This is a genomic window from Pseudomonas sp. AP19 (genome assembly GCF_001728855.1).
Lineage (GTDB): Bacteria > Pseudomonadota > Gammaproteobacteria > Pseudomonadales > Pseudomonadaceae > Aquipseudomonas > Aquipseudomonas fluorescens.
In genome coordinates, this window is sequence record NZ_LXJP01000024.1 from 1 (window position 1) to 21,892 (window position 21,892).

Annotated in this window: 22 protein-coding genes and 1 pseudogene; 12 read left to right on the forward strand and 11 right to left on the reverse strand. The window is 59.6% G+C overall.

What is annotated here, in order from left to right:
- Nucleotides 1–111: 111 nt before the first annotated feature.
- Nucleotides 112–1,149, reverse strand: a complete 1,038-nt coding sequence (locus tag A7D21_RS17420; RefSeq protein ID WP_053255125.1) for a patatin-like phospholipase family protein — start codon at nucleotides 1,147–1,149, stop codon at nucleotides 112–114.
- 217 nt (nucleotides 1,150–1,366) lie between these two features.
- Between A7D21_RS17420 and A7D21_RS17425 the strand changes: the two genes are divergently transcribed.
- From A7D21_RS17425 to A7D21_RS17435, 3 genes are all read left to right on the forward strand, one after another.
- A complete protein-coding gene (locus tag A7D21_RS17425; RefSeq protein WP_010176194.1) occupies nucleotides 1,367–1,645 on the forward strand; it encodes a hypothetical protein in 279 nt (92 codons plus the stop codon).
- 44 nt (nucleotides 1,646–1,689) lie between these two features.
- Complete coding sequence (locus A7D21_RS17430) at nucleotides 1,690–2,451, forward strand: CHAD domain-containing protein (protein ID WP_069552249.1); 762 nt, start codon at nucleotides 1,690–1,692, stop codon at nucleotides 2,449–2,451.
- Between the two features lie 90 nt (nucleotides 2,452–2,541).
- On the forward strand, nucleotides 2,542–3,339 hold the full coding sequence (locus A7D21_RS17435) for an acyl-CoA thioesterase II (protein WP_069552250.1): 798 nt from the start codon (nucleotides 2,542–2,544) through the stop codon (nucleotides 3,337–3,339).
- A gap of 6 nt (nucleotides 3,340–3,345) precedes the next feature.
- Here A7D21_RS17435 and A7D21_RS17440 read toward each other — a convergent pair.
- The 3 genes and pseudogenes from A7D21_RS17440 to A7D21_RS17450 form a co-directional block, all read right to left on the reverse strand.
- Nucleotides 3,346–3,594: pseudogene (locus A7D21_RS17440) on the reverse strand (terminase); the annotation flags it as partial.
- A gap of 108 nt (nucleotides 3,595–3,702) precedes the next feature.
- Entirely contained in the window at nucleotides 3,703–5,184 is a 1,482-nt protein-coding gene (locus A7D21_RS17445; RefSeq protein WP_053255128.1) for a methyl-accepting chemotaxis protein, read from the reverse strand.
- A 96-nt stretch (nucleotides 5,185–5,280) separates the two neighbouring features.
- Nucleotides 5,281–6,087 (reverse strand): TatD family hydrolase, encoded by an 807-nt coding sequence (locus A7D21_RS17450; RefSeq protein ID WP_053255129.1) that lies wholly within the window; start codon nucleotides 6,085–6,087, stop codon nucleotides 5,281–5,283.
- Nucleotides 6,088–6,323: 236 nt separating this feature from the next.
- Here A7D21_RS17450 and A7D21_RS17455 point away from each other — a divergent pair, with 236 nt between their 5' ends.
- The 3 genes from A7D21_RS17455 to A7D21_RS17465 all read left to right on the forward strand — a co-directional run bounded on the left by A7D21_RS17455 (nucleotide 6,324) and on the right by A7D21_RS17465 (nucleotide 8,850).
- Nucleotides 6,324–7,745, forward strand: coding sequence for a transglycosylase SLT domain-containing protein (locus A7D21_RS17455; RefSeq protein WP_069552251.1), 1,422 nt, complete (start codon nucleotides 6,324–6,326; stop codon nucleotides 7,743–7,745).
- Between the two features lie 102 nt (nucleotides 7,746–7,847).
- Nucleotides 7,848–8,282, forward strand: coding sequence for a DoxX family protein (locus A7D21_RS17460; protein WP_053255131.1), 435 nt, complete (start codon nucleotides 7,848–7,850; stop codon nucleotides 8,280–8,282).
- Nucleotides 8,283–8,541: 259 nt separating this feature from the next.
- Nucleotides 8,542–8,850 (forward strand): hypothetical protein, encoded by a 309-nt coding sequence (locus tag A7D21_RS17465; protein ID WP_053255132.1) that lies wholly within the window; start codon nucleotides 8,542–8,544, stop codon nucleotides 8,848–8,850.
- 4 nt (nucleotides 8,851–8,854) lie between these two features.
- Here the strand turns inward: A7D21_RS17465 and A7D21_RS17470 are convergent, their stop codons facing one another.
- Genes A7D21_RS17470 through A7D21_RS17480 form a run of 3 tightly spaced genes read right to left on the reverse strand, consistent with a single transcriptional unit; the run spans nucleotide 8,855 to nucleotide 12,261 of the window.
- Complete coding sequence (locus tag A7D21_RS17470; protein WP_069552252.1) at nucleotides 8,855–10,597, reverse strand: Gldg family protein; 1,743 nt, start codon at nucleotides 10,595–10,597, stop codon at nucleotides 8,855–8,857.
- Between the two features lie 15 nt (nucleotides 10,598–10,612).
- The gene (locus A7D21_RS17475; protein WP_069552253.1) at nucleotides 10,613–11,338 is read right to left on the reverse strand and encodes an ABC transporter permease; all 726 of its coding nucleotides are present in this window, start codon (nucleotides 11,336–11,338) and stop codon (nucleotides 10,613–10,615) included.
- Nucleotides 11,335–12,261, reverse strand: a complete 927-nt coding sequence (locus A7D21_RS17480) for an ABC transporter ATP-binding protein (protein ID WP_069552281.1) — start codon at nucleotides 12,259–12,261, stop codon at nucleotides 11,335–11,337. The genes A7D21_RS17475 and A7D21_RS17480 overlap by 4 nt, the downstream gene beginning before the upstream one ends.
- Nucleotides 12,262–12,500: 239 nt before the next feature.
- On the opposite strand from A7D21_RS17480, the gene A7D21_RS17485 reads away from it, so the two are divergent.
- The gene (locus A7D21_RS17485) at nucleotides 12,501–13,499 is read left to right on the forward strand and encodes a hypothetical protein (protein WP_069552254.1); all 999 of its coding nucleotides are present in this window, start codon (nucleotides 12,501–12,503) and stop codon (nucleotides 13,497–13,499) included.
- A 125-nt stretch (nucleotides 13,500–13,624) separates the two neighbouring features.
- Entirely contained in the window at nucleotides 13,625–14,098 is a 474-nt protein-coding gene (gene greB, locus A7D21_RS17490) for a transcription elongation factor GreB (protein ID WP_053255136.1), read from the forward strand.
- 42 nt (nucleotides 14,099–14,140) lie between these two features.
- Here the strand turns inward: greB and A7D21_RS17495 are convergent, their stop codons facing one another.
- On the reverse strand, nucleotides 14,141–16,651 hold the full coding sequence (locus tag A7D21_RS17495; RefSeq protein ID WP_069552255.1) for an ABC transporter permease: 2,511 nt from the start codon (nucleotides 16,649–16,651) through the stop codon (nucleotides 14,141–14,143).
- Nucleotides 16,651–17,334 (reverse strand): ABC transporter ATP-binding protein, encoded by a 684-nt coding sequence (locus tag A7D21_RS17500; protein ID WP_053255138.1) that lies wholly within the window; start codon nucleotides 17,332–17,334, stop codon nucleotides 16,651–16,653. The genes A7D21_RS17495 and A7D21_RS17500 overlap by 1 nt, the downstream gene beginning before the upstream one ends.
- Before the next feature lie 10 nt (nucleotides 17,335–17,344).
- Here A7D21_RS17500 and A7D21_RS17505 point away from each other — a divergent pair, with 10 nt between their 5' ends.
- The 3 genes from A7D21_RS17505 to A7D21_RS17515 all read left to right on the forward strand — a co-directional run bounded on the left by A7D21_RS17505 (nucleotide 17,345) and on the right by A7D21_RS17515 (nucleotide 19,355).
- On the forward strand, nucleotides 17,345–17,950 hold the full coding sequence (locus A7D21_RS17505; RefSeq protein ID WP_053255139.1) for an arylesterase: 606 nt from the start codon (nucleotides 17,345–17,347) through the stop codon (nucleotides 17,948–17,950).
- Nucleotides 17,951–18,008: 58 nt separating this feature from the next.
- Nucleotides 18,009–18,299 (forward strand): hypothetical protein, encoded by a 291-nt coding sequence (locus tag A7D21_RS17510; protein ID WP_053255140.1) that lies wholly within the window; start codon nucleotides 18,009–18,011, stop codon nucleotides 18,297–18,299.
- 84 nt (nucleotides 18,300–18,383) lie between these two features.
- Entirely contained in the window at nucleotides 18,384–19,355 is a 972-nt protein-coding gene (locus A7D21_RS17515; protein WP_053255141.1) for a L,D-transpeptidase family protein, read from the forward strand.
- 135 nt (nucleotides 19,356–19,490) lie between these two features.
- Here the strand turns inward: A7D21_RS17515 and oprI are convergent, their stop codons facing one another.
- Entirely contained in the window at nucleotides 19,491–19,742 is a 252-nt protein-coding gene (oprI, locus tag A7D21_RS17520) for an outer membrane lipoprotei OprI (protein ID WP_003172710.1), read from the reverse strand.
- Nucleotides 19,743–20,354: 612 nt separating this feature from the next.
- On the opposite strand from oprI, the gene A7D21_RS17525 reads away from it, so the two are divergent.
- Nucleotides 20,355–20,636: a GNAT family N-acetyltransferase gene (locus tag A7D21_RS17525; protein ID WP_003189869.1), complete on the forward strand. Its 282-nt coding sequence runs from the start codon at nucleotides 20,355–20,357 to the stop codon at nucleotides 20,634–20,636.
- Nucleotides 20,637–20,700: 64 nt separating this feature from the next.
- Here the strand turns inward: A7D21_RS17525 and A7D21_RS17530 are convergent, their stop codons facing one another.
- Entirely contained in the window at nucleotides 20,701–21,777 is a 1,077-nt protein-coding gene (locus tag A7D21_RS17530) for a 3-deoxy-7-phosphoheptulonate synthase (protein ID WP_053255142.1), read from the reverse strand.
- Between the last annotated feature and the right edge of the window lie 115 nt (nucleotides 21,778–21,892).

The window sequence follows — 21,892 nt, forward strand, 5'->3', positions numbered from 1 at the left end:
GGCTCCTTCGCGAGCCAGCCCGCTCCCACATTCGATCGAGTTCCACCTTTGGAATGCGGACAAATGGGGGAGCGGGCTTGCTCGCGATGACGCCATCAGTCACGCCGCCAGTCAACCCTGCTCACTCTCATACTTGTCCAGCGTATCCCTGGCGATTTCCCGGCCCAAGGCGATCAACTCCGGCGCCTTGTAGAACTCGAAAAACCGGCACACGCGCTTCGGCACGTTGATCAGCACATCCGGCGGGTAACCGGCGATCTTGTACTGCGCCAGTGATGTTTGCATCACCTCGAAGCTCTGGTTGATCAGGTCCAGCAGCGACGCCGGGCCAACGTTGTCGATGATGAACGAGCCGGTCGCCGATTTGGGTGCCCCGGCTTTTTCCGGCGCGGCGGCGGGTTGCTGGGATTCGGGCTCGGCCGACTCCAGCCAGGGGTTGATTTCTGCGGTCTGGGCCTGCAATGCCTCCTGCTCCAGCTTCATTAACTGCTCGGCTTGTTTGCGGCGAAACGGCAGGTGTGAGCCCAATGATTTGGCCAAGCTGTTGAAGCGGCTCTTGAACGCCGGCGGGCGCTGGATCACCGGCAGTTGGTAGTGTTTTTGGTTGGTGGCGTTGAGGTTGACCGCGATGATCAAGTCGCAATGGCTGGACACCACCGGCACAATCGGCAGCGGGTTGAGCAGGCCACCGTCGACCAGCATGCGGTTGCCCTGCATGACCGGTGTGAACAGGCTGGGAATCGCCGCCGAAGCGCGCATGGCCTGGTGCAGGCAGCCTTCCTGGAACCAGATTTCCTGTTGGTTGGTCAGGTCAGTGGCAACGGCGGTGTAGGGAATGCGCAGCTCTTCGATATTGATCTCGCCGACAATCTTGCGGATTTGTCCGAAGACTTTCTCGCCGCGGATCGCCCCCAGGCGAAAACTCACGTCCACCAGGCGCAGCACGTCCAGGTAGTCGAGGCTTTCGATCCAGTTTCGGTATTCATCGAGCTTGCCGGCGGCATAGATCCCGCCTACCACTGCGCCCATCGAGCAACCGGCGATACAGGCGATGTCATAGCCGCGCCGTTCGATTTCCTCGATCACGCCAATATGGGCGTAACCCCGGGCTCCGCCGGAGCCCAGCACCAAGGCAACACGTTTCTTCATGACCTGATCCTTCGCAAAACAGGTGCCCACAATGCACCCATCAAGGTCAGTGCTTCAATCCTCGTCGACACACGCAATAATTTTCCGGAATAGTCGTGGCGCTCGGGTATGCTCTGGCTATTGTGACTTTCGGTTTCAGGCTCCCGTACAAGGCACTTTTCCTTGTCGCCAACGTCTACACCGTACGACTGTTTTTCTTAAATTTGAGGTGTCATTGATGAAAGCCTGGATGTGTGTGCCTGTGATCGTGTTGGCCCTGGCCGGTTGTGCCGGGAAAACCGCGTACCGCGACAGTTGTGGCACGCAATTGGACGCGGCGTGGCATGAGTTGGATTTGGCCAAGGCCGAAGGGTTTGCCGGGACTGTCAGCTACTCTAAGGCGTTGTCGTTGTTGACGGGCGCCAAGACCCAACAGCAATTCGAAGCGTTTGAAGGGTGCTCCAACAAGGCCGAGAAAGCGCGGTTCTATATCCGTGAGTCGCGCGCCGGGCGTTAATCGGTAAGCGGCAAGCAGGGTCTTAATGGTTTAGGGAGGAAGGGATGTCAGCTTTGGTTGATCAGTTAGTCGCTCAGGTCATTGGCCTGGAGGTAGGGTTACTGAGCTGCCAGGCTCGCCTCGCCGCCGTCACCGACGATGAAGCCTTGCACGACCTGCGCACCACCGTGCGGCGCCTGCGCAGTTTGCTGCGGCCTTTACGTGGCCTGCCGGGTGTCGAACAGCTTGAATTGGCCGCCGGCACGGTCGGCCAAATGACCACGCCGCTGCGCGACCGAGAGGTCCTGGCGGCGTATCTTCACCAGCACGGTCATCACGACGCTGCCGACCGACGCCTGCGCCTGCAACCCGATGCCTACCGCCACGTCGCGCAAAGCCCGGAACTGGCGCACCTGCTGCTGATCCTTGATGCCTTCCCACGTTTTATCCGCGCCTCCCAGCACCAGAAGCTGCTCAAAGGCCTGCGCTCCAGCATCGAAAAGCGGCTGGGCAAGCAATGGCACGCCCTCGATAAAGCCCTGAAAGACCCAAACCATGACCGTCATCGCCTGCGCTTGCTGATCAAGCGCGTACGCTACGCGGCCGAGGCCTACCCCGCGCTGGACAAACTCCCGGCCAAAGCGATGTCGCGCCTCAAGCAAGCGCAGGGCGCCCTGGGTGATTGGCACGATTGCTGGCAGTGGTTGGCCCAGGCCGAACATCAACCCGACTTGCAGCCGTGTGTTGCAATCTGGCATCGCACCATGGCCGAGGCTGAAGGGCAGGCGGATCGGGTGCTGGACAAGCTTGGCGCCGATTGTTTTTAACGCGGTCCGGTTTTTGGCCGGAATGCGCGCTGTACGTGGCTGACCTGATGGTTAAGATCCCTTGATCGGTTTTCTTGAGGTGAGGTCGCCATGCGTTTTAGTGATTTGCTCGACGCTGCCCGTAGTACCCCGCTGGACGTCACTATTCCCGCCGAATGGGCCCAGGGTCGCGCGACCTTTGGTGGCCTGGTCGCCGCCTTGCAATACGAAGCGCTGCGCGCTCAAGTACCGGCAGACCGGCCCTTACGCTCACTGGCTGTGACCTTCGTCGGTCCGGTCGCCCCGCAGGTGCCTGCCAGTTATCAGGTTGAGGTCCTGCGCGAAGGCAAGGCTGTGAGTCAACTGCTCGGCCGTGTGGTGCAAAATGGCGAGGTTGCAACCCTGGTGCAGGCCAGCTTTGGCGCGGCACGCGAGTCGCAGATTGATGTGGCAAGCGAGGCCCCACCGGTGTTCAAACATTGGGATGAGTGCCAGGAGTTGCCTTACATCAAGGGTGTCACCCCCGAATTCATGCGGCACCTGGCAATGCGCTGGAGTGTCGGCGGACTGCCGTTTACCGGTAATAAATCGCGCGTCATGGGCGGCTGGGTGCGTTTGCGCGGGGACGTGAAGGAAGAGCCCCTCACCGAGTCGCACATCCTCGCCCTGGTCGATGCCTGGCCACCGGCCTTGCTGCCACACCTGTCCGCGCCGGCGCCCGGCAGCACGCTGACCTGGACCATCGAATTTATCCAGCCGCTACATGAGCTGAGCACCCTCGACTGGTGCCAGTACTGCGTCAACATCGAGCATGCCCGCGACGGCTATGGCCATGCCGCCGCCGCACTCTGGAGCCCGACCGGCGAGTTGATCGCCATCAGCCGCCAGACCGTAGTGGTCTTCGCCTGAGCCTCAGAACCGCTGGCTACCCTGAGCTTCCAGCGTGCGCCCGTGGCGTTGCAGCGCAACGCCTGCCAACACACCGATGGCGCCGACGGCAAAACTGGCCAGGCTGAGGCTGAATACACCGGATGCCATCGACAGAAAACCGATGATCAGCAGCGGTACGGCAATCAACTGCAGCCCCAGGTTGGTCGGGTGCTGAAGGCTGTGTGGCTGATTGCGCCATTGCCACGCGGGGAAGTTAGGATGACGTTTGCCCATGATGATTAATCCTCTGTCCGTTGAAACAACATGGACAAAGTGTAGGTCGCAGGCGGGTGGGGCGGCGAATCAAGCCTCGCTATGGGGGCCATAGCCAGCCTTGTCTGGCTACAACTTCAACTGCCCGATCGCCTTGCTCAACTCCCCGGCCAGCGTCGCCAGTTCATTGCTGGTGGTGGCCGAGCCCACGGTCTGCTGCACGGTGTTCTCGGTCACATCACGAATGCTCACCACTGCGCGGTTCATCTCTTCGGCAACATGGCTCTGCTGTTCGGCGGCGACGGCAATCTGCGTGTTACTTTCGCGCATCTGCGCCACGGCACCGGTGATTTCGGCGAGCGCCGCGCCGGCTTCCTGGGCCTGTTGCACACAGTCGTCGGCCTTGAGTGAGCTTTCCTGCATGAAGTCCACGGCGTCGCGGGTGCCCGATTGCAGGGCTGACACCATGCGGGTGATTTCGTCTGTGGAGGTTTGCACGCGTTTGGCCAGGTTGCGCACTTCGTCGGCGACCACGGCAAAACCACGGCCCATTTCCCCGGCCCGGGCGGCTTCGATGGCGGCGTTGAGGGCGAGCAGGTTGGTCTGTTCGGCGATGCTATGGATCACACTGACGACACCGTTGATTTTCTGGCTGTCTTCGGCGAGTTGCTGGATCATTTCGGCGGTCTGTTGCACGCCGGTGGACAACCCGGCAATCGAGCGCTGGACCCGGTCGACCACTTCCCGGCCGCTGCCCGCCAGGGTATCGGCGGTCTGTGACAGGTCGCGGGTGGCGCCGGCGTGTTGGGCGATATGGTGGACGGTGGCGGTCATTTCGTTGATGGCGGTGGCGGCCTGGTCGGTTTCGCTTTGCTGGCCGAGCATGCCGTGTTGCACCTCGTTCATGCTGCTGGCCAGGCGCGCGGCGCCTTCATCGAGCTGCCGCGCAGTGCGCGCCACGGTGTTGACCACTCGCTGGTAGCCGGCTTGCATGGCGTTGAACGCACTGGCCATTTGGCCGACTTCGTCTTTGCAGGCCAGCGGCACGCGGGCCGACAAATCGCCGGTCTTCTCGACGTGCAGCATCACGTCCTTGAGGGTATTGAGTTGGCTGAGCAGGAAGCGGATCAGCAACTGCGAGGCGCCAAGCATCGCCAGCATCAGGATCAGCACCGCCACGGCGTAGTTGGCGAAGCGTTCGGTGAATACCTGGCTCAGGCTCTGCCCGTAGGCCAGCACGGCAACCTGTCGCCCATCGGCGCGCGCAATGACGTCAGCGCCGATCAGCGGGTTGTTCCCGAACAAGGGCAGATGATTCAGTGCGACCCAGCCACTGGCTGTGCTCAGGGCTGACAGGTCCTGATCGGCCAACTGCGGGGTTTGGCCACGGGCAAACGTCAACCAATGCTCGCCTTCAGGCAGCGCCTTGTCGGCCGGCCAGGTGCCGAGCAATCGGGCCTGCGCCTGGGCCGAGGCTTGGGACGCGTCGCTGCGTGCCTGTTGTTCGAGCTGCACGGCGTACAGCACCAGCAGCAAGGTGGTGATGAAAGCGACCGCGTTGACCGCCCAGAATTTGTATTTCAGCGAGATATTGCTAAGCCAGGCACCCATGGAAGGTTTTCTCTGATAGCGGAAACAGTATTGGCAAGGTGCCATTATTGTGCCGCTACTCAGGAAATCGGTTTTGACATGGGTCAATGCGCCGCATCAGGCGATGTGGGGCAAGCCAAAAAATGCGCGCGAGCATGCGCTGCTGTGTTCGGCCAGGTCTTCGATGGTTTCGTTGCGGTGCAGGGCGACTTCACGCAGCACTTCGGGCAAGTAGGCGGGTTCGTTGCGGCCATTTTTTGGCTTGGGGCGCAGTGTGCGCGGCAGCAGGTAGGGCGCATCGCTTTCCAGCATCAGACGGCCGCGGGGAATTTCCCTGACCAGCGGATGCAGGTGAGTCCCACGGCGCTCGTCGCAGATCCAGCCGGTGATGCCGATGTGCAAATCGAGGTCGAGGTAGCTGAACAACGCGTGTTGTTCGCCGGTAAAGCAATGCACCACGGCAGCCGTCAGGTGGTCGCGGTAACCCTTGAGAATTTCCAGCAGGCGCTGGTTGGCGTCACGCTCGTGAAGAAACACCGGCAACTTCAGCTCGACGGCCAGCGCCAGGTGTTCTTCGAGGACTTTTTCCTGCTGAGGGCGCGGCGAGAAATCCCGGTTGAAATCCAGCCCGCATTCACCCACTGCACGTACCCGGCTTTCGCTGAGCAAACCGCGCAGGCGCTGAGCACTGTCGCCGTTCCAGTCACTGGCCGAGTGCGGGTGGATGCCGGCGGTGCTGAACAGGCGTTGGCCGCTTTCATCAAGTTTTACGCACAGCTCCAGGGCCTGTTCGCTGCCATCCACACTGGTGCCGGTGAGCACCAATTGTTCCACCCCGGCGGCATAGGCACGGTCGAGAACGGCCTGGTGCCTCTCGTCGAAACTGGGGTTGGTCAGGTTGACGCCGATATCAATGAGTTGCATGGTGCTATCTCCGCCTGCGGCCGGAAAGCATATCAGAGCTGTAGATTTATAAGAAAAACTAAGAACTACAACGAGTTATAGCTGTCTTTGAACGTCGTAAGCGACATTGTGGAGGGTCACTCGCCCTCTACCTTGCCGCCGTTGCGTGCCTTGCCAGCGCATAAAGCGCTCTGTTTCTGACCTCCAGCCCTTCGCCTTTCGCGACGGCGCTGGCCAGTATTCTTTCCGGAGAGCGGATGATCCGACCCTCGGCGTTGCTTGTGTTGTGCCTGACGTTACTGCTGCCCATGGCGGCGGTCGCACGTCTGGACGGCCCGCTGGAAGTGACCAAGCCTGGCAAGGTACGTGATCTGGCGCAAATTCGCTCCAGCCGCACCCTGCGTGTGTTGGTCAACCAGAGCCGCAACAGTTCCGGTGAAGTCCAGGGCCAGGCCATCGGTGTCGAATACCATCGCCTGCGGGCCTTTGAGCAATACCTGAACGGTCACGCCCGTGACGGTGAAGAAATCAACCTGAAGATTATTCCCAAGGCCAAGGACCAACTGCTCGGCGCGCTGGCCCGTGGCGAAGGCGACCTGGTCGCGCCGGGTGAATTGCTCGATGTGAAGGCAGTGCACAAAATCAGCAGCAGCGACCCGATTGCCACGGGTGTGCCGTTGTGGCTGGTGGGCGTGAAGGGCGAGCGGCGGTTTACCAAGCTGGAGCAACTGTCCGGGCGCCCCCTGGCGCTGACCACCGGCAGTGCGGCGGCGGACGCGATCAACCAGGTCAACCAGAAACTGGCCCTGCACAAGCAGCCGCCGGTCAAGGTGGAATGGGTCGACCCGACATTGGCCGTGGAGGATGTTTTGGAGATGGTCCAGGCCGGGATCTTCCACCTCACCATTGTCGAGAAACCGATTGCCGAGCGTTGGTCGAAAATCCTGCCCAAGTTGCGCTTTGATCGGCAGGTGGCAATCAGCGAGCCGGGCGATGAGTACTGGTTCGTGCGCCAGGATGCCTCGATGCTGCGGGCCAGCATTGATCGGTTCCTCAAGTCTTATCGCACGCCTTCCGACCAGGACGTGGCGTTTCAGCGTATCTACCGACGCCTCTATCAAGTGCGTAACCCCCTGGCGCGCGCCGATCGCCAGCGTTTGGAAAAGCTGCGCCCGGTCCTGCAAAAACACGCCCGTGAGCAGGGTATGGACTGGTTGAACCTGGCGGCACTGGCGTTCAAGGAGTCGGCCTTTGACCCTGGCGCGCGCAACAGTGGCGGACCTACCGGCCTGATGCAGATCACGCCGTCGGCGGCGCAGCGCGTGGGCGTCAACAATATCGAGAGCCTCGACAGCAACGTGCAGGCTGGCGCGCGTTACCTGGCGATGATTCGCCGCAAATTCTTTGCCAGCCCAAAACTCAACGAGCGTGAACGCATGGCCTTTGTGCTGGCGGCTTACAACATGGGGCCAGAGCGTGTGCAAGGTATGCGTGCGGAGGCGCGCCGCCGAGGGTTGAACCCCAATCAGTGGTTCTTCCAGGTCGAACGTATTGCCATGGAGCAGGTGGGAATGGGTGGCGTCAGCTATGTTAATAGCGTGAACAAGTACTACTTGGCGTTTGATCGGGAGCGCGGGTCCCTGGAGCCGTCGGCACCGAAGATCGCCTCGCGAAAATAATCGGTTTTATAGATAAGTATTAGGCATTTTTTCGGCTTTTATCATTGCTTAATCCGATTAATATAGCGGCCAACCCACCCTACTTTGAAAAGGATTATCTCGATGAGCCCACTGATCAACCGCGTCCTGTCCACCCGTGCCGGTTACGGCCTGACCATTCTGCGAATTTTCGTCGGTATCATTTTCGCGGCACACGGCTCGCAAAAACTTTTTGGCTGGTTTGGTGGCTACGGCCTGGCGGGTACTGCGCAGTACATGGAAAGCCTCGGCCTGACACCGGGTACCTTGATGGCGGTGCTGTCAGGCGGTACGGAGTTCTTCGCCGGGCTGGCATTGATCATTGGTTTGCTGGTGCGCCCAGCCGCGTTGGGCCTGACCTTCCTGTCGCTGGTGGCTATTTTCTCGGTGCACATCCACAACGGGCTGTTCATGGCCAACAACGGTTATGAGTTTGCGTTGGCCTTGCTCGGCGGCGCGCTGGCGGTCTTGCTGGAAGGCGCTGGTAAGCTGTCAGTCGACCGCGCCATTGCCAACTGATACTCACGCAGCACCTTGAAAAAGCCCGCCATGCGCGGGTTTTTTCGTTGCTCGGGATTCTTGACACCGCCCCATCGGCTTCTCTAGGATGCTGCTCATGCGCCGATTTAAACAGCTAATTGCGGGGCGCCACTGGGACTCATTGCAGCCCGACAGAAGCCTGCGCTTATTCAGCGTCAGTATTCGAAATACCGCTAAAGCGCTGGTTCGGTGTTGCCTCTCACCTGCCCGCAGACTTTTGAGGCAGAGACACGACACGATGAATGCACTACGCCCCCTCATACGCCTGGCCCCGATCACTGCGGGCCTGACTCAACGTAATCCGAGAATCCTGCTGGGCGGCAAGCACCAGCCGACATTGCTGCGTTACCTGGACGGTTGGCCGCGTCGTAGCGGGCGGCCTTCGGCCTTCCTGATCCAGTTTGTGGAAGAGGGCGATTCCCTGGGCCGTTTTGCCAGCAACAGCTTTGATCTTGCCGTTATCCAGGCGCCGAGTGCCGGCGATGCCGATGAGGTGATTCGTCAACTGACGCGCATTGCCCGCCAAGGCTTGATTGCGCGTCGTTAAGGCGTCAGTGGCAGGCTGTAGCAACGACTGATCGCCGCCGTCGGTGGTAGACAAAAACTGCCCAGGCAATCAGGCATAACGGCAGCGGCACCGCACAAATCATCAGCAGTTTCAGGTTTCGTTCCATGCGATGCACCGATGCGTAAGCCTCGACCTTGAGTGCTTGCAACTCCATGGGCAGCCGCAGGCGTTCCTTATTGAGCGCTTGCAACTGGGTATTGGTGTCCACCGCTTGAGTGCCGAATTCTATGCTCGGCGGGTTTAACCGTTGCCACTCCTGTTCGGTTTGCTCAAGCCGTTTTTGCAGTTCCCCGGCTTTTTGCGTATAGGCCTGTGCGGCGGCCTCGCGCATCTGTTCCAGTGCCGTCGGGGCATCGCCCGCCATCACACGGGGTTGAATGTTCGCGAGAATGTTCGGGGCAGCCAGGTTGTCCAGGGTATTCAAGACAAACAGTACGTTGGTGTTAGGCGCCGAATTGATCACCGAATCCATCAGCAAATCCGTGTCGGCGACCACCACCACTTGGATGTTTGCGGCCTTTTGCAAGCCGGGAGACTGTCCGCTGAGACCCTCTGGAAATGCGGAATAGGCGGGGCCCTCGATGCGGGCTGCTATCACCTGGCGTTGGCCGGGCGTCGTCCCGTCAATGAGTGAGTCGGATGCAGGCGCCGCTGCGACCCGGTCCGTGTCCATCAACGCGGACTGCCTGGAGCTTTGCAGCAGCGGCGTCAGCGTCGTACGGCCTTTCCTCACGCGCGACAGGGCGCCGCTGCTGGATACCACAACAGTGCTCAGTTTCCAGGTGCTCACATCGCTGGCTGTCATCGCTTGTCGTGGCAGGTTCAACCTGGCCGCGTGACGTAATGCCGGCGCGTCAGGGCTGAGTGAAGACGATAGGGCATAGACGTGGTCGACCAGTAGTTTGTCGGTCGGCATCTGTATGCCCCACGCGGCAAGCAGCCCGTCGAGCCGGGAATCCACCGCTGGCGTGTTCGCATCCGACGCGCTCACGGGATCAATGAAGATCATCAGTTTGCCGCCCCTCAATACGAACTGCTCAATCGCATACAGCGCGTGTTCGGGCAATGCGCGCGGATGCACGACCATCAGCGTGCCGATCGATTCAGGCACCTTGGAGGTGTTTGATGCCAGGCTCACCAGGTTGAAATGTTGATGCATCTGCGCCATCGCACGCCCGGCAGACTCACTCAGCGCCAGCCCCGTTAGCACACCAATGGTGGGCGGGTCGGGGTGCATCAGTTTGTAGATCAGGTGGCTGATTTCATATTCAAGCAGTGGCTCGTCATCGCGGCTGAATACATCGATTCGTTGTGAGTTCTGGCCTGCGCGAGTGCCGATGAGGCCCAGAAAACCCTGCTTGTCGTCAAGGCCGAACAGTCCGGCTTTGTAGGCATCTTCTGAATAAGGTGCCGGATCAATAACATGCAGGTTAATCATGCCCTTTGATGCTTTCTCGAACTCATTGAGCAAGTCTTCCACCCGTTCACCGTAGCGTTTTAGTGCGTGGCTTCTTTTTGGATCATGGCTCGAATTGAAGTAATACAAGTCCAACGGGTGTTCGAGTGTCGCGAGTAAGTTTCGCGCTGCGGGCGATAACGTGTGTTTTTTTTGTTGTGAAAAGTCCCAGCGTACCTCAGGCAGGTTGTTGACCCAGGACAGATTAAAGGCCAGGAACAGTAGCAGTATGACCAACAGTGTCATGCCCGTACTAAGAGCGGATCGCATAGGTTGCTTCCCTTCTCAACTGGTTTTGTAGTTGAGTGTGACCGTGCTTGCCGATAGAAAGGCAAGGATCATGCTGATGAAGTACAAACTGTCGTGAAGGGTCAGTTTGCCATTGTCGATAGTTTCGAAACGCGCGATTGGATCAAGTGCGATCAAACTGTCGATTACCCAGATAGGCGCCTGATGTTCGAGTGCATCCAGGACAGAAGAAAGTCCGCTGGCTGTCAGCAATAAACCCAATGTCACCAGGAAAATAACCAGGCGGTGGCGCGCGAGTGTACAAATAAAACAACCGACAGACAGGTAGCTGCCGGCCAGCAACCAACTGGTCAGAAATTGTGAACCGATAACAAGGTTATCGGCATTGCCGAGACAGTTGGCGAGGATCACCACCGGAAACGTGAGCACCAACGCGATACCACACACGACCCACGCGGCCAGAAATTTTCCCATCACGCGTTCTGCTGAAGTCACGGGCAGTGTTTTCATCATGTCGCGCAAGCCTGCGCAGTGTTCATCCGCCCACAGGTGTGTCGATAACGTGGGAATCAACAGCAGATAAAGCCAGGGATGCAACTGGAAAAATACGTGCAAGTCGCCACTGTCCCGTTCCATCCACGGTGTCGTATACAACCCGAGCGCTGCGCCCAGCACCAGAAAGGCGGCGACACTCAGGTAGGTGCTTGGCGTGCAGGCGTAACTGGCAAGTTGACGCTTGAAAATAACGGGCAGCAGCTTCAAAGGGATACCTCGTGGCTAAGACGGTGGACAACGTCATTCAGGCGCCCTGGTTCCAGACTCAGTGACGTGATGTTCCAGCTGCGGCTGGCGATCAGTGCGTTTATATGGGGGTAGATGCTGTGCCCCGGCATGGCCAGAACAGTCACGGTGCCCGGCGCATGCCGGTCCTCTTCTATGCCGGCGACGCCGGGTAATACGGCAAGGGCCAGCAAATCCAGAGGGGTTTGCGCGGCGAGCGTGACGGCTTGGTGATGTCGGGAGTTGCGCTGCAAATCGGGCAGCGGGGTATCAGCCACCAACTGACCGTCTGCGATAACCAGCGCGCGTGCGCACAGAGTGGAAAGGTCATCGCAATGACGGGAGGCGATGATGACCGTCATTTCTTCGGCCAGGGACTGGATCAGTGTCTTGAACTTGAGCAGTTGATCCGGTGCCAGCCCCTCGTTCGGTTCATCCAGCAAAAGCAGCCCCGGTGTATGCAGGATTGCTTGGGCGATGGCTACTTTGCGCTTCAAGCCAATGGAAAGCGTATCGAGTGGCGCGTTGAGCAGCCGGGATAATTCCAGGCGCATGGCGACACGATCGACCCGGCTGCGTTTTTCAGCGCCGCTGAAACCTCGCACGTCAGCGATGAAATTGAGCATGCCTTTGACGGACATGGTCGAATGGCTGAGGCCGCTCTGGAGTTGATAGCCCAGGGCTTTTTGGGCCTGAAGTGGATGAGATTGGGTGTCGAACCCTTGGACGGTGATATGCCCGGCGGAGGGTTTAGTTACGCCTGCTATCAGATTCAACAGCGCAGTTTTGCCTGCGCCATGCTCCCCAAACAGGCCTATGCATTCCTGGCGTTCGGCGCAAAACGAGAGGTGGGTGATAACTTTTCTTTTGCCCAGGTGCTTTGTCAGGCTGCTTATCTCGAGCATTTGTTTACCGAATAAGTTTTGCGAGGCGTATGAATAGGTACCCGTCATAAACGGTTGAACGCCAAGAAGGTTACGTTTAAACATTGGACTTGGGAACGTGGGGACATGTTTATCAGATAAGTCCTACGTCAGATTGGATAACTTGCTGAAACAATTGCGCTGTTTCGAGCTTATTAATGGCCGGATGTTTATCTGGTGTTTATATAAGGTTTGTTCTTTCGCAATGAGGCCTGAATAGCATGATGCTTCTACGTACCCTTGTTCTTGAACGCAGCGGCCAGGATGCACCGGTCAACGGCGCACTGCTCTGCGGGTTTGCCGTCGCGCAGACCGACGCCAACTTTCTTGTCTATAGCCTGGATGAAGAGGTCGAACCAGGTAACTCGAGAGTCTATATTGCGGCGTTACGCAAGAAACTTGATCGGTATTTCCTGGGCGGTGTGGAGTCCAAGGAAGACCTGCAAGTTGCCATGCAAGTCTTCAAGCAAATCCTGATGATGGCGGCAGCCTCCGGCACTAAGACGGGTGCGGCGGTCGAGTCTTCGACCCTGTTTCATTTTATTGATTTGAAAGGTTGCAAGTTGCCGCCTGCCAGGCCTGAGGATCATCATTCAATGATCATCAAGAAGGCCTTGGTCATGAAGGTCATTACCCTGGGCATGTCTGCGCCCGTGTTGCCGGCGATTGAAAGTGCTTCATTGATCGTGCCGTCCATTCGCTTCTCGTCGCAGATGGTGTCGCCGCCCCGAGCCACGAACCCACCCAAGGCCACCGAACAGCCTGTCAGCGAGCCTGTCGTGCCGCAACTCCAGGACTCTCCCGTTCCAATAACGCAGGCACCGGCCGAGCCGAGTGCACCGCCGGCTCAGCGTGAGCCCCTGGAACCTGTACCGCACAAACTTCCTGCCAAGATGGAACATGCATCTATGGTTGAGGTGGACACTACGCTGACCAGTCTCGCCAAGGTCGCCCAGGAACTGGCACAGCAGAAGCTTGCTGTTATCGAACGTGAGGAAATACTTGAGCAGTGGCAGGCTCGACTGGAGCAAGAGCAGGTCGCGCTGGATGAAAAGGGCGTTGCGTTGGAGCAGCACACCACGCAGTTGCAGAACCAGACATTGGCGGTTGACCTTAAGGCTGAGCAGTTGACGCTCGCGCTGGCGCACGTGTCGGGAATACGTGAGCGTCTGCAGGGTGTGCTGCTTGAGCTGGACCACGCGTTGGACGGCCAGGGTTGAATTGACGGGTTCTCTGGTCTGGCTACTTTTCAGGGTTCATTTATTATCAACCCCAGCCGGCCGACGCCAAGGCATGATGCTGTGGCGTATCGGCACCATTGGACATTGTCTGGGGATGCAAGCGTTTGAGTACCAAGCTGATTACCAAAGAAGGTCATGAAGCGCTGAAAAAAGAGCTCGATTACCTGTGGCGAGAAAAGCGCCCGGATACCACCCGCAAGGTGACCTGGGCGGCTTCCCTCGGAGATCGCAGCGAGAACGCGGATTACCAATACAACAAGAAACTGCTGCGTGAGATTGATCGGCGCGTGCGCTACTTGCGCAAGCGTCTGGAAGACATGCGGGTGGTGGAGTACATGCCTGAGCAGGAAGGCAAGGTGTTCTTCGGCGCTTGGGTGGACATCGAAAATGAGCAGGGCGAGACCAAGCGTTTTCGAATCGTCGGCTATGACGAAATTTATGAGCGCATGGATTACATCTCCATCGACTCACCGATGGCTCGGGCGCTGTTGCGTAAGGCGGTCGACGATGAGGCTATCGTGCAGACACCCAATGGTGAGGTGTGCTGGTGGATCACCGCTATCGAGTATGTGAAGTAGACGATGGCCAGCACGCGTTACGTGCGCTGGCCATCAGCCGTTTCAGCCTTCGCGCAGCACGGTCAGCGGGCTGGCATTCAGTGCGCGGCGCGTACCAAATACGCCGGCACCGCCGATCAGCACGGCACCGATCACGGGCAGCACGAGCAACCACGCATGTGGATGCCAGGCCAGGTCGAAAGCGTAGCGGTACAGCACCCAGGTGATGAGTTCCGTGCCGAGTGCCGCCAGCAGGCCGCTGACCGCGCCGAGCAAGCCGAACTCGATCCGCCGAGCCTTGACCAGCAACGTGCGCTCGGCACCCAGTGCACGCAACAGCGCACCTTGGCGAATGCGCTCATCCAGCGTGGCCTGCAGGCCCGAAAACAACACGGCCATGCCCGCGGCCAACACAAACAGCAATACGTACTCTACCGCCAGGGTCACTTGGGCAAGAATGCTGCGCAACTGCTCCAGCAAGGCTTCGACCTGCAATATCGTGACTGCCGGGAATGCTCGGGACAGGTCGACGATCTGCTGGTCATGCCCAGGCGCCAGGTAGAAGCTGGTCAGGTAGGTGGCGGGCAGGTCTTTCAGCGTGCCCGGTTGGAAGATCATGAAGAAGTTGGGCTGGAAGTTATCCCAGTTAATGGTCCGCAGGCTGGTGACCCGCGCTTCGCGATTCTCCCCACCGATGGTGAACACCAAGTGATCGTCCAGCTTGAGCTTCAGGCTTTCGGCGACCTTGGCTTCTACCGACACGCCAGGGATGCCATCGCCCGGTTGCTGCGACCACCAGGAACCTGTGGTCAGCACGTTGCCCGGCGGCAGGTCGGCCGCCCAGGTCAGGCTCAAGTCACGCTGTACGGCACGGTCCCCGCTGGAGTCTTTGCTGACGATTTGCTGCACCGCTTCGCCATTGATGCTGATCAACCGGCCCGGCACCACCGGATACAGCGGCGCTGCTTGCGCCTGCAGGTCCAGCAGGCGGGCGCCAAAGGCGTCCTTGTCGGCCGGCAGGATATTCAGGGCGAAATAGTTGGGGGCGTCCTTGGGCAACTGGTTTTGCCACGTGTCGAGCAGTTCGCCGCGCAACAGGGCGATCAGGCCCATGGACAACAGGATCAGGCCAAACGCCAGGGACTGACCGGCTGCCGCCAGTGGGTGACGCAGCAATTGGCCCAGGCCCAGGCGCCAGGGCAGGGAGGCGCGCGCCAATAGCCGTCGCAAGCTTTGCAGCAACAACAAGAGCAGGCCGCCGAGGATCAGCGCTGCCATTACGCCGCCGCCCAGTAATGCGAAGGTCAGCACCAGATCGAGGCTCAGGCGCCACATGATCAGGCCAAGGGCGAACAGTGCGGCGCCGTACACCATCCAGGTACTGGAAGGGATCGGCAGCATGTCACGGCGCAATACCCGCAGCGGTGGCACGCGGCCCAGCGCCGCCAACGGCGGCAGGGCGAAGCCGGCGAGGGCAACCAGCCCGGTGCCGATACCTGCAACTGCCGGCAGCAACCCGCCGGGCGGCACGTCGGCCGGCAACAGATCGTGCAGGAAATAGAACAGACCAAATTGCGCCAGCCATCCGAGCACGGCACCGGTCAGGCTCGCCAGCAGGCCCAGTACGCTCAGTTGCAGGCTGAACAATACCATCGCTTCACGGCGTGACAACCCGAGGCAACGCAGCAGGGCACTGGCGTCGAAACGTCGGCTGGCAAACCGGTTGGCCGACAGCGCCACGGCTACGCCGGCAAGCAACACCGCCACCAGGCTGGCCATGTTCAAGTAACGTTCGGCCTTGCCCAGGGCGCCGCCGATCTGCTGGTTGCCGTCTCGCGAATCCTGCAGGCGCTGGTTGGCGGCAAGGCCTGGCTTGACCAGGTCGCGATAGGTTTGCAGCGCTGTGCTGCCTTGGGGCGCACGCCACAGTTCGCGGTAGCTGACGCGGCTGCCGGGCTGCACCACACCGGTTGCGTCCAGGTCCGAAAGGTTGATCATCACCCGAGGCGTGAGGCTGTAGAAGTTGCCGGCGCGGTCGGGTTCATAGGTCAGGATGCGAGCCAGTCGCAGGCTTTTCATACCGACGTCGATGCTGTCGCCGACCTTCAGGTTCAGCGCCGTCAACAGGCGAGCTTCCACCCAGGCTTCGCCGGGTTTCGGGCCGCCGCCCGGGGTTTCGGCACCGAATGGCTCTGCCGCGCTTTTCAGTTCGCCACGCAACGGGTACTGCTCGTTGACCGCCTTGATACTGGAGAGCTGGATGCCGTTATCCGTGGCGATAACGCTGGAGAATTCCACGATGCGCGCGTGATCGAGGCCCAGCTCGGTCCCGGATCTGATTTGTTCGGGACGCGCCGGCGAGCTGCCTTCGAGCACCAGGTCGGCACCGAGGAACTCGGTGGCACGCAACAGCATGGCGCCGTTCAGACGTGCACCGAAGTAGCCGATGGCAGTGCTGGCTGTCACCGCCACCAGCAGGGCGAAAAACAACACGCGCAATTCACCGGCGCGGGCGTCGCGCAGTAATTGGCGCATGGCAAGGCTGAACAGGCGCAACAGCGGCATACGTGCCATCAAGGCTCCAGGGGCGCGACCATCAGGCCGGCTTCAAGGCGGATCAGGCGTCGGCAACGGTGGGCCAGGCGCTCGTCGTGGGTGACCAGCACCAGGGTCGTGCCGCTCTCTTTATTGAGCTCGAACAGCAGGTCGCTGATGCGCTCGCCGGTGTGGCTGTCGAGGTTGCCGGTAGGCTCATCGGCAAACAGCACATCCGGCTCGGCGGCAAAGGCCCGGGCGATGGCGACACGCTGCTGCTCGCCACCGGAAAGCTGGCGGGGCGAGTGGGTCAGCCGTTGGCCCAGGCCGACGCGCTCCAGCAGGTACCTGGCGCGTTCGCGGGCGTCTTTGCGACCGTCGAGTTCCAGCGGCAGCATGACGTTTTCCAGGGCGTTGAGGCTGTCGAGCAATTGAAACGATTGAAAAACAAAACCCACGTGCTCGGCACGAATGCGCGCGCGCTGGTCTTCGTCGAGGGTGCTCAAGGCTTGGCCGGCGAGGGTGACTTCACCGCTGCTGGGCAGGTCGAGGCCGGCCAGCAGGCCGAGGAGGGTGGATTTGCCGGAACCGGAACTGCCGACGATCGCCAGGCTATCGCCCTTGTTCAGTTCCAGGCTCAGTTCGTGCAGGATAGTCAGTTCACCTTCCGCGCTGGGAACCACTTTGCTAAGGTTTCGCGCGGTGAGAATGCTTGCGCCCATGGAGAATCCGATGCGAATGTGGTTTTTGAGTGCTGGCCTGGCCTTGATGTGCATGGCCCAGAACGCAGCGGCGGGTACAGTCCTGATCGTTGGGGATAGTATCAGTGCCGGTTTCGGACTGGATACCAGCAAAGGCTGGGTAGCGTTGTTGGGACAACGGCTCAAGCGCGAAGGTTTCGACGATAAAGTGGTCAACGCCTCCATCAGTGGCGACACCAGTGCCGGAGGCCTGGCGCGGCTGCCGGCGGCGCTTGCAGAGCATAAGCCAGACGTCGTGATCCTTGAGTTGGGCGGCAATGACGGTCTGCGCGGCCAGCCGCCAGCGCAATTGAAACAAAATCTTGCGTCGATGATTGACCAGTCCAAGGCCGGTGGTGCCAAGGTGCTGCTGTTGGGCATGCAGTTGCCACCTAATTACGGGCCGAAATACACCACGGCCTTTGCCGAGGTGTACGGGGCCTTGGCCAAGGAGAAAAGTGTCCCGTTGGTGCCGTTTTTCCTCGAAGGCGTTGGTGGCCACCCGGAACTGATGCAGGCCGATCAGCTCCACCCGGCAGTCGGCGCCCAGGGCAAGTTACTGGAAAATGTCTGGCCGACGCTAAAACCGCTGCTATGACGCTTTTCTAGCGGCAGGCTTTCGGCTAAGGTGGCGCCCCCCCGATCTGGAGCCCCCGATGTCGCGCCCTGCCTGGTCCCTGTTCAACTACCAACTGATCGAGCCTGACGAGCAGCTGGATCTGTTCGCCTGCCAGGAAGTCCGGGTGCATCTGGTGGCGCGTCAACTGGAGTTGGGCGGCTCGATCGACCGCACGCTCTGCGGCACTTTATTGCCGGCGCAACCACGCTGGTCGGCGGTGGATCGTTCGATCTTTCAGGACCAGCGGTTGTGCCCGTTGTGCCGGGCGATTCTCGAATCGCAAAAGCGCGGCACGCCGCTGATCTGGCCGGAACTGCGCTTCGAATAGCAACGGCGCGGACAGATGCTTGCAGCGCGCTTCACGTATACAATCAATTTTTTCCTACCCGTCGTTCTGCGAAGGATTTTCCGGATGTTGTCGCGCCTTTCCGTCGTTACCTGCTGCCTGTCTCTCGCTGCTCTGTGTGCGGCCGGTTCGGCGTCAGCTTTGCAGTTGCCCTTGCCACCGCCGGGTGAAGACATCGTTGGTCAGGTCCAGGTGATCAAGGCCAAGTACGAAGACACCTTTGCCGACCTGGGTACCACCTATGACCTGGGCTACTCGGAAATGGTCGCGGCCAACCCGGGTGTCGATGCCTGGTTGCCCGGCGCGGGCACCGAAATTGTGCTGCCCACGCGTTTCATCCTGCCGCCCGGGCCCCGTGAAGGCATTGTGATCAACCTTGCTGAATACCGGCTCTATTACTACCCCAAGGGCCAGAATGTGGTTTACACGTTCCCGCTGGGGATTGGCCGCGAGGGCTGGGGTTCACCCGTCGCCCACACCACCATCACGGGCAAGATCCCCAACCCGACCTGGACGCCACCCGCCTCGATCAAGGCCGAGCATGCCGCCAACGGTGATCCGCTGCCTAACGTGGTGCCGGCCGGTCCGGATAACCCGCTGGGGCCGTTCAAGTTCACATTGGGCACGCCGGGCTATTTGATCCACGGCTCCAACATGAAATTTGGTATCGGCACGCGTACAAGCCACGGCTGCTTCCGCATGTTCAACAACAACGTGCTGGAGATGGCGAGCATGGTGCCGGTGGGCACGTCGGTGCGCATCATCAGCGATGCCTACAAGTTCGGCACCAGCGGCGGCAAGGTCTACCTGGAAGCGCATACGCCGTTGAATGATGACGGCACACCGTCGGTCGTCGACAAGCACACCGCGGTGATCAACGCCTTGCTCAAACGCGAAGACCTGGCCAATAACCTGCGGGTCAATTGGGATCAGGTGCGTGACGTGGTGGCGGCGGAAGACGGGTTGCCAACCGAAATTGGCGTACCGGGCGGCAACGCACCCGTGGTGTCGAGTACCCCGGTCGACCTGCAGCAATAAGCGCGCTCGATCAAACGCCCGCCCTGGCCTTGCGCTGCGGCGGGCTTTTTATTGCGCGCGATTCAGGGCTGAATCCCGGGCAATAAAAAAGCCGATCCAAGAATGGATCGGCTTGATAACAACCCCGAAGGATTATTACTTGCGGCTTGCTTTTTCAAGCATGCGCAGAGCGCGCTCGTTAGCTTCGTCAGCAGTCTGTTGTGCTTTTTGAGCAGCAGCCAGAGCTTCATCAGCTTTACGGTAGGCTTCGTCTGCACGAGCCTGGGAGCGAGCTGCTGCGTCTTCAGTTGCAGTCAGACGAGCTTCGGTTTCTTTGGAGACGCTGCTGCAACCGGTAGCCAGAACTGCGGCCAGAGCCAGAGCAGAGAATTTCAGAACGTTGTTCATCGTGTTCCCCTTCAAGGACTTTCTATTAAATGGCTACTTTCTCAGAGTGAGCTGATAGCCGGCGTACATACTACTCATTACTTGTAGTAAGTAAACTGACGTAGCGCAAGAAGCAAAAAAAATTCTTGCGCCGAATCTATTTTGGCTAATCTTTTGGGGGTTTGTATAAAAACTATCCAGAAAATTTCATATCAGTGGGAACTGGATCCAAGCTGAAAGGTCCGGCCCGCATGTGTCGGGCCTGCCCGACAGATGAAGATTTATATATCGATGTTGACACTTTTTTTCTGGGCGCCTTTGCCTCACCCGGTATCTTTTGCGCATGTAGAGGTGACTTTAAGAGCGGCAGTTCGTCTCAAGCTTCAACTGCCGGCAATGTTCAGGCTATCGATCGCTGATTGATCGAGGCTCTTTCTGTAACCACCAGCGGCAGGGGATGACGCGTGCGCCTTGAGCTATTGCAGGATTGGTGCCTACTATTCTCTACGTGCTGGTTGTGAGCGCTATAGGTTTTCTCGTTGTCGAAACCGGCACGGGGTGGCGTAGATGTTCCTTCGCCGGAAAAACATCGGTAAGGTAGGGGTCGACATTCAAGACCCGCGAGGAGTAGTGATGAGCGAGGCGTTGTCCATCCACCATGACCAGGCTGGTCATCAGTTCGAGACCAATGTGGACGGTCATCGTGCCTATCTGACCTACATGGACCTCGGGAAGCAGACCCTGGATATCTATCGTACCTTCGTGCCCAACGCACTGCGGGGCCGCGGCATTGCTGCTGCGCTGACCGAGGAAGCGTTGAAGTTCGCAGAAGAAGCCGGGTACACCGTGATCCCTTCGTGCTCTTACGTAGAACGCTACATGGAGCGCCACCAGCGCCATGCCGCGAAGCTGTAACTGATCAGGCGCACACAAAAACGCCGGGCTTAGCCCGGCGTTTTTGTGTGCGCAATTGTGCGGCTCAGGTGCGTTTGCGTTTAGGCAACACGTCCTTGAGCTTGGCGTGCATGCTGCGCAGGGTCGTTTCGGTGGCCGCCCAATCGATGCAGGCATCGGTGATCGACACGCCGTACTGCAAATCCGCCAGGTCTTTTGGAATTGCCTGGCAGCCCCAGTTCAAGTGGCTCTCGACCATCAAGCCGATAATCGACTGGTTGCCTTCAAGAATCTGGTTGGCGACGTTTTCCATCACCAGCGGTTGCAGGGCCGGGTCCTTGTTGGAGTTGGCGTGGCTGCAGTCGACCATGATGTTCGGCTTGATCTTGGCTTTGTTCAGTGCCTGTTCGCACAGTGCAACGCTGACCGAATCATAGTTGGGCTTGCCGTTGCCACCGCGCAATACCACGTGGCCGTAGGCGTTGCCTTTGGTGGTGACGATCGACACGCCACCTTCCTGGTTGATCCCCAGGAAACGGTGCGGGCTGGACACCGATTGCAGCGCGTTGATCGCGACCGTCAGGCCGCCATCGGTGCCGTTCTTGAAGCCCACGGCCGAAGACAGGCCGGACGCCATTTCACGGTGGGTCTGGGATTCGGTGGTGCGCGCGCCGATGGCCGACCAACTGATCAGGTCCTGCAGGTATTGCGGGGAGATCGGGTCGAGGGCTTCGGTGGCGGTGGGCAGGCCCATTTCGGCCAGGTCCAGCAGCAACTGACGACCAATGTGCAAACCGTCCTGAATCTTGAACGAGTCGTCCAGGTACGGGTCGTTGATCAAGCCTTTCCAGCCGACGGTGGTCCGCGGTTTTTCGAAATAGACGCGCATCACCAGGTACAGGGTGTCGGACACTTCCGCCGCCAGTACCTTGAGCCGCTCGGCGTATTCGTGGGCAGCCTTGAGGTCGTGGATCGAGCACGGCCCGATGACGACGAAGAGGCGGTGGTCGGTGCCGTCGAGAATGTCACGGATGACTTCGCGGCCCTTGGTGACGGTCTGCAGGGCAGCGTCGCTCAGAGGGATTTCGCGCTTGAGCTGATCGGGCGTGATCAGGGTCTCGTTGGATTCGACGTTTAGGTCATTGATCGGTAAATCAGCCATCGTGTTACTCGTCAGGGTCACGGGTGCCGGCCGCCAGCCATCCCCGTGCGGCGGAGCACAGCATGATTTGAATGCAGGGGGGAGGAACCTTAGCGCGTAATACCGGCCCGCCACA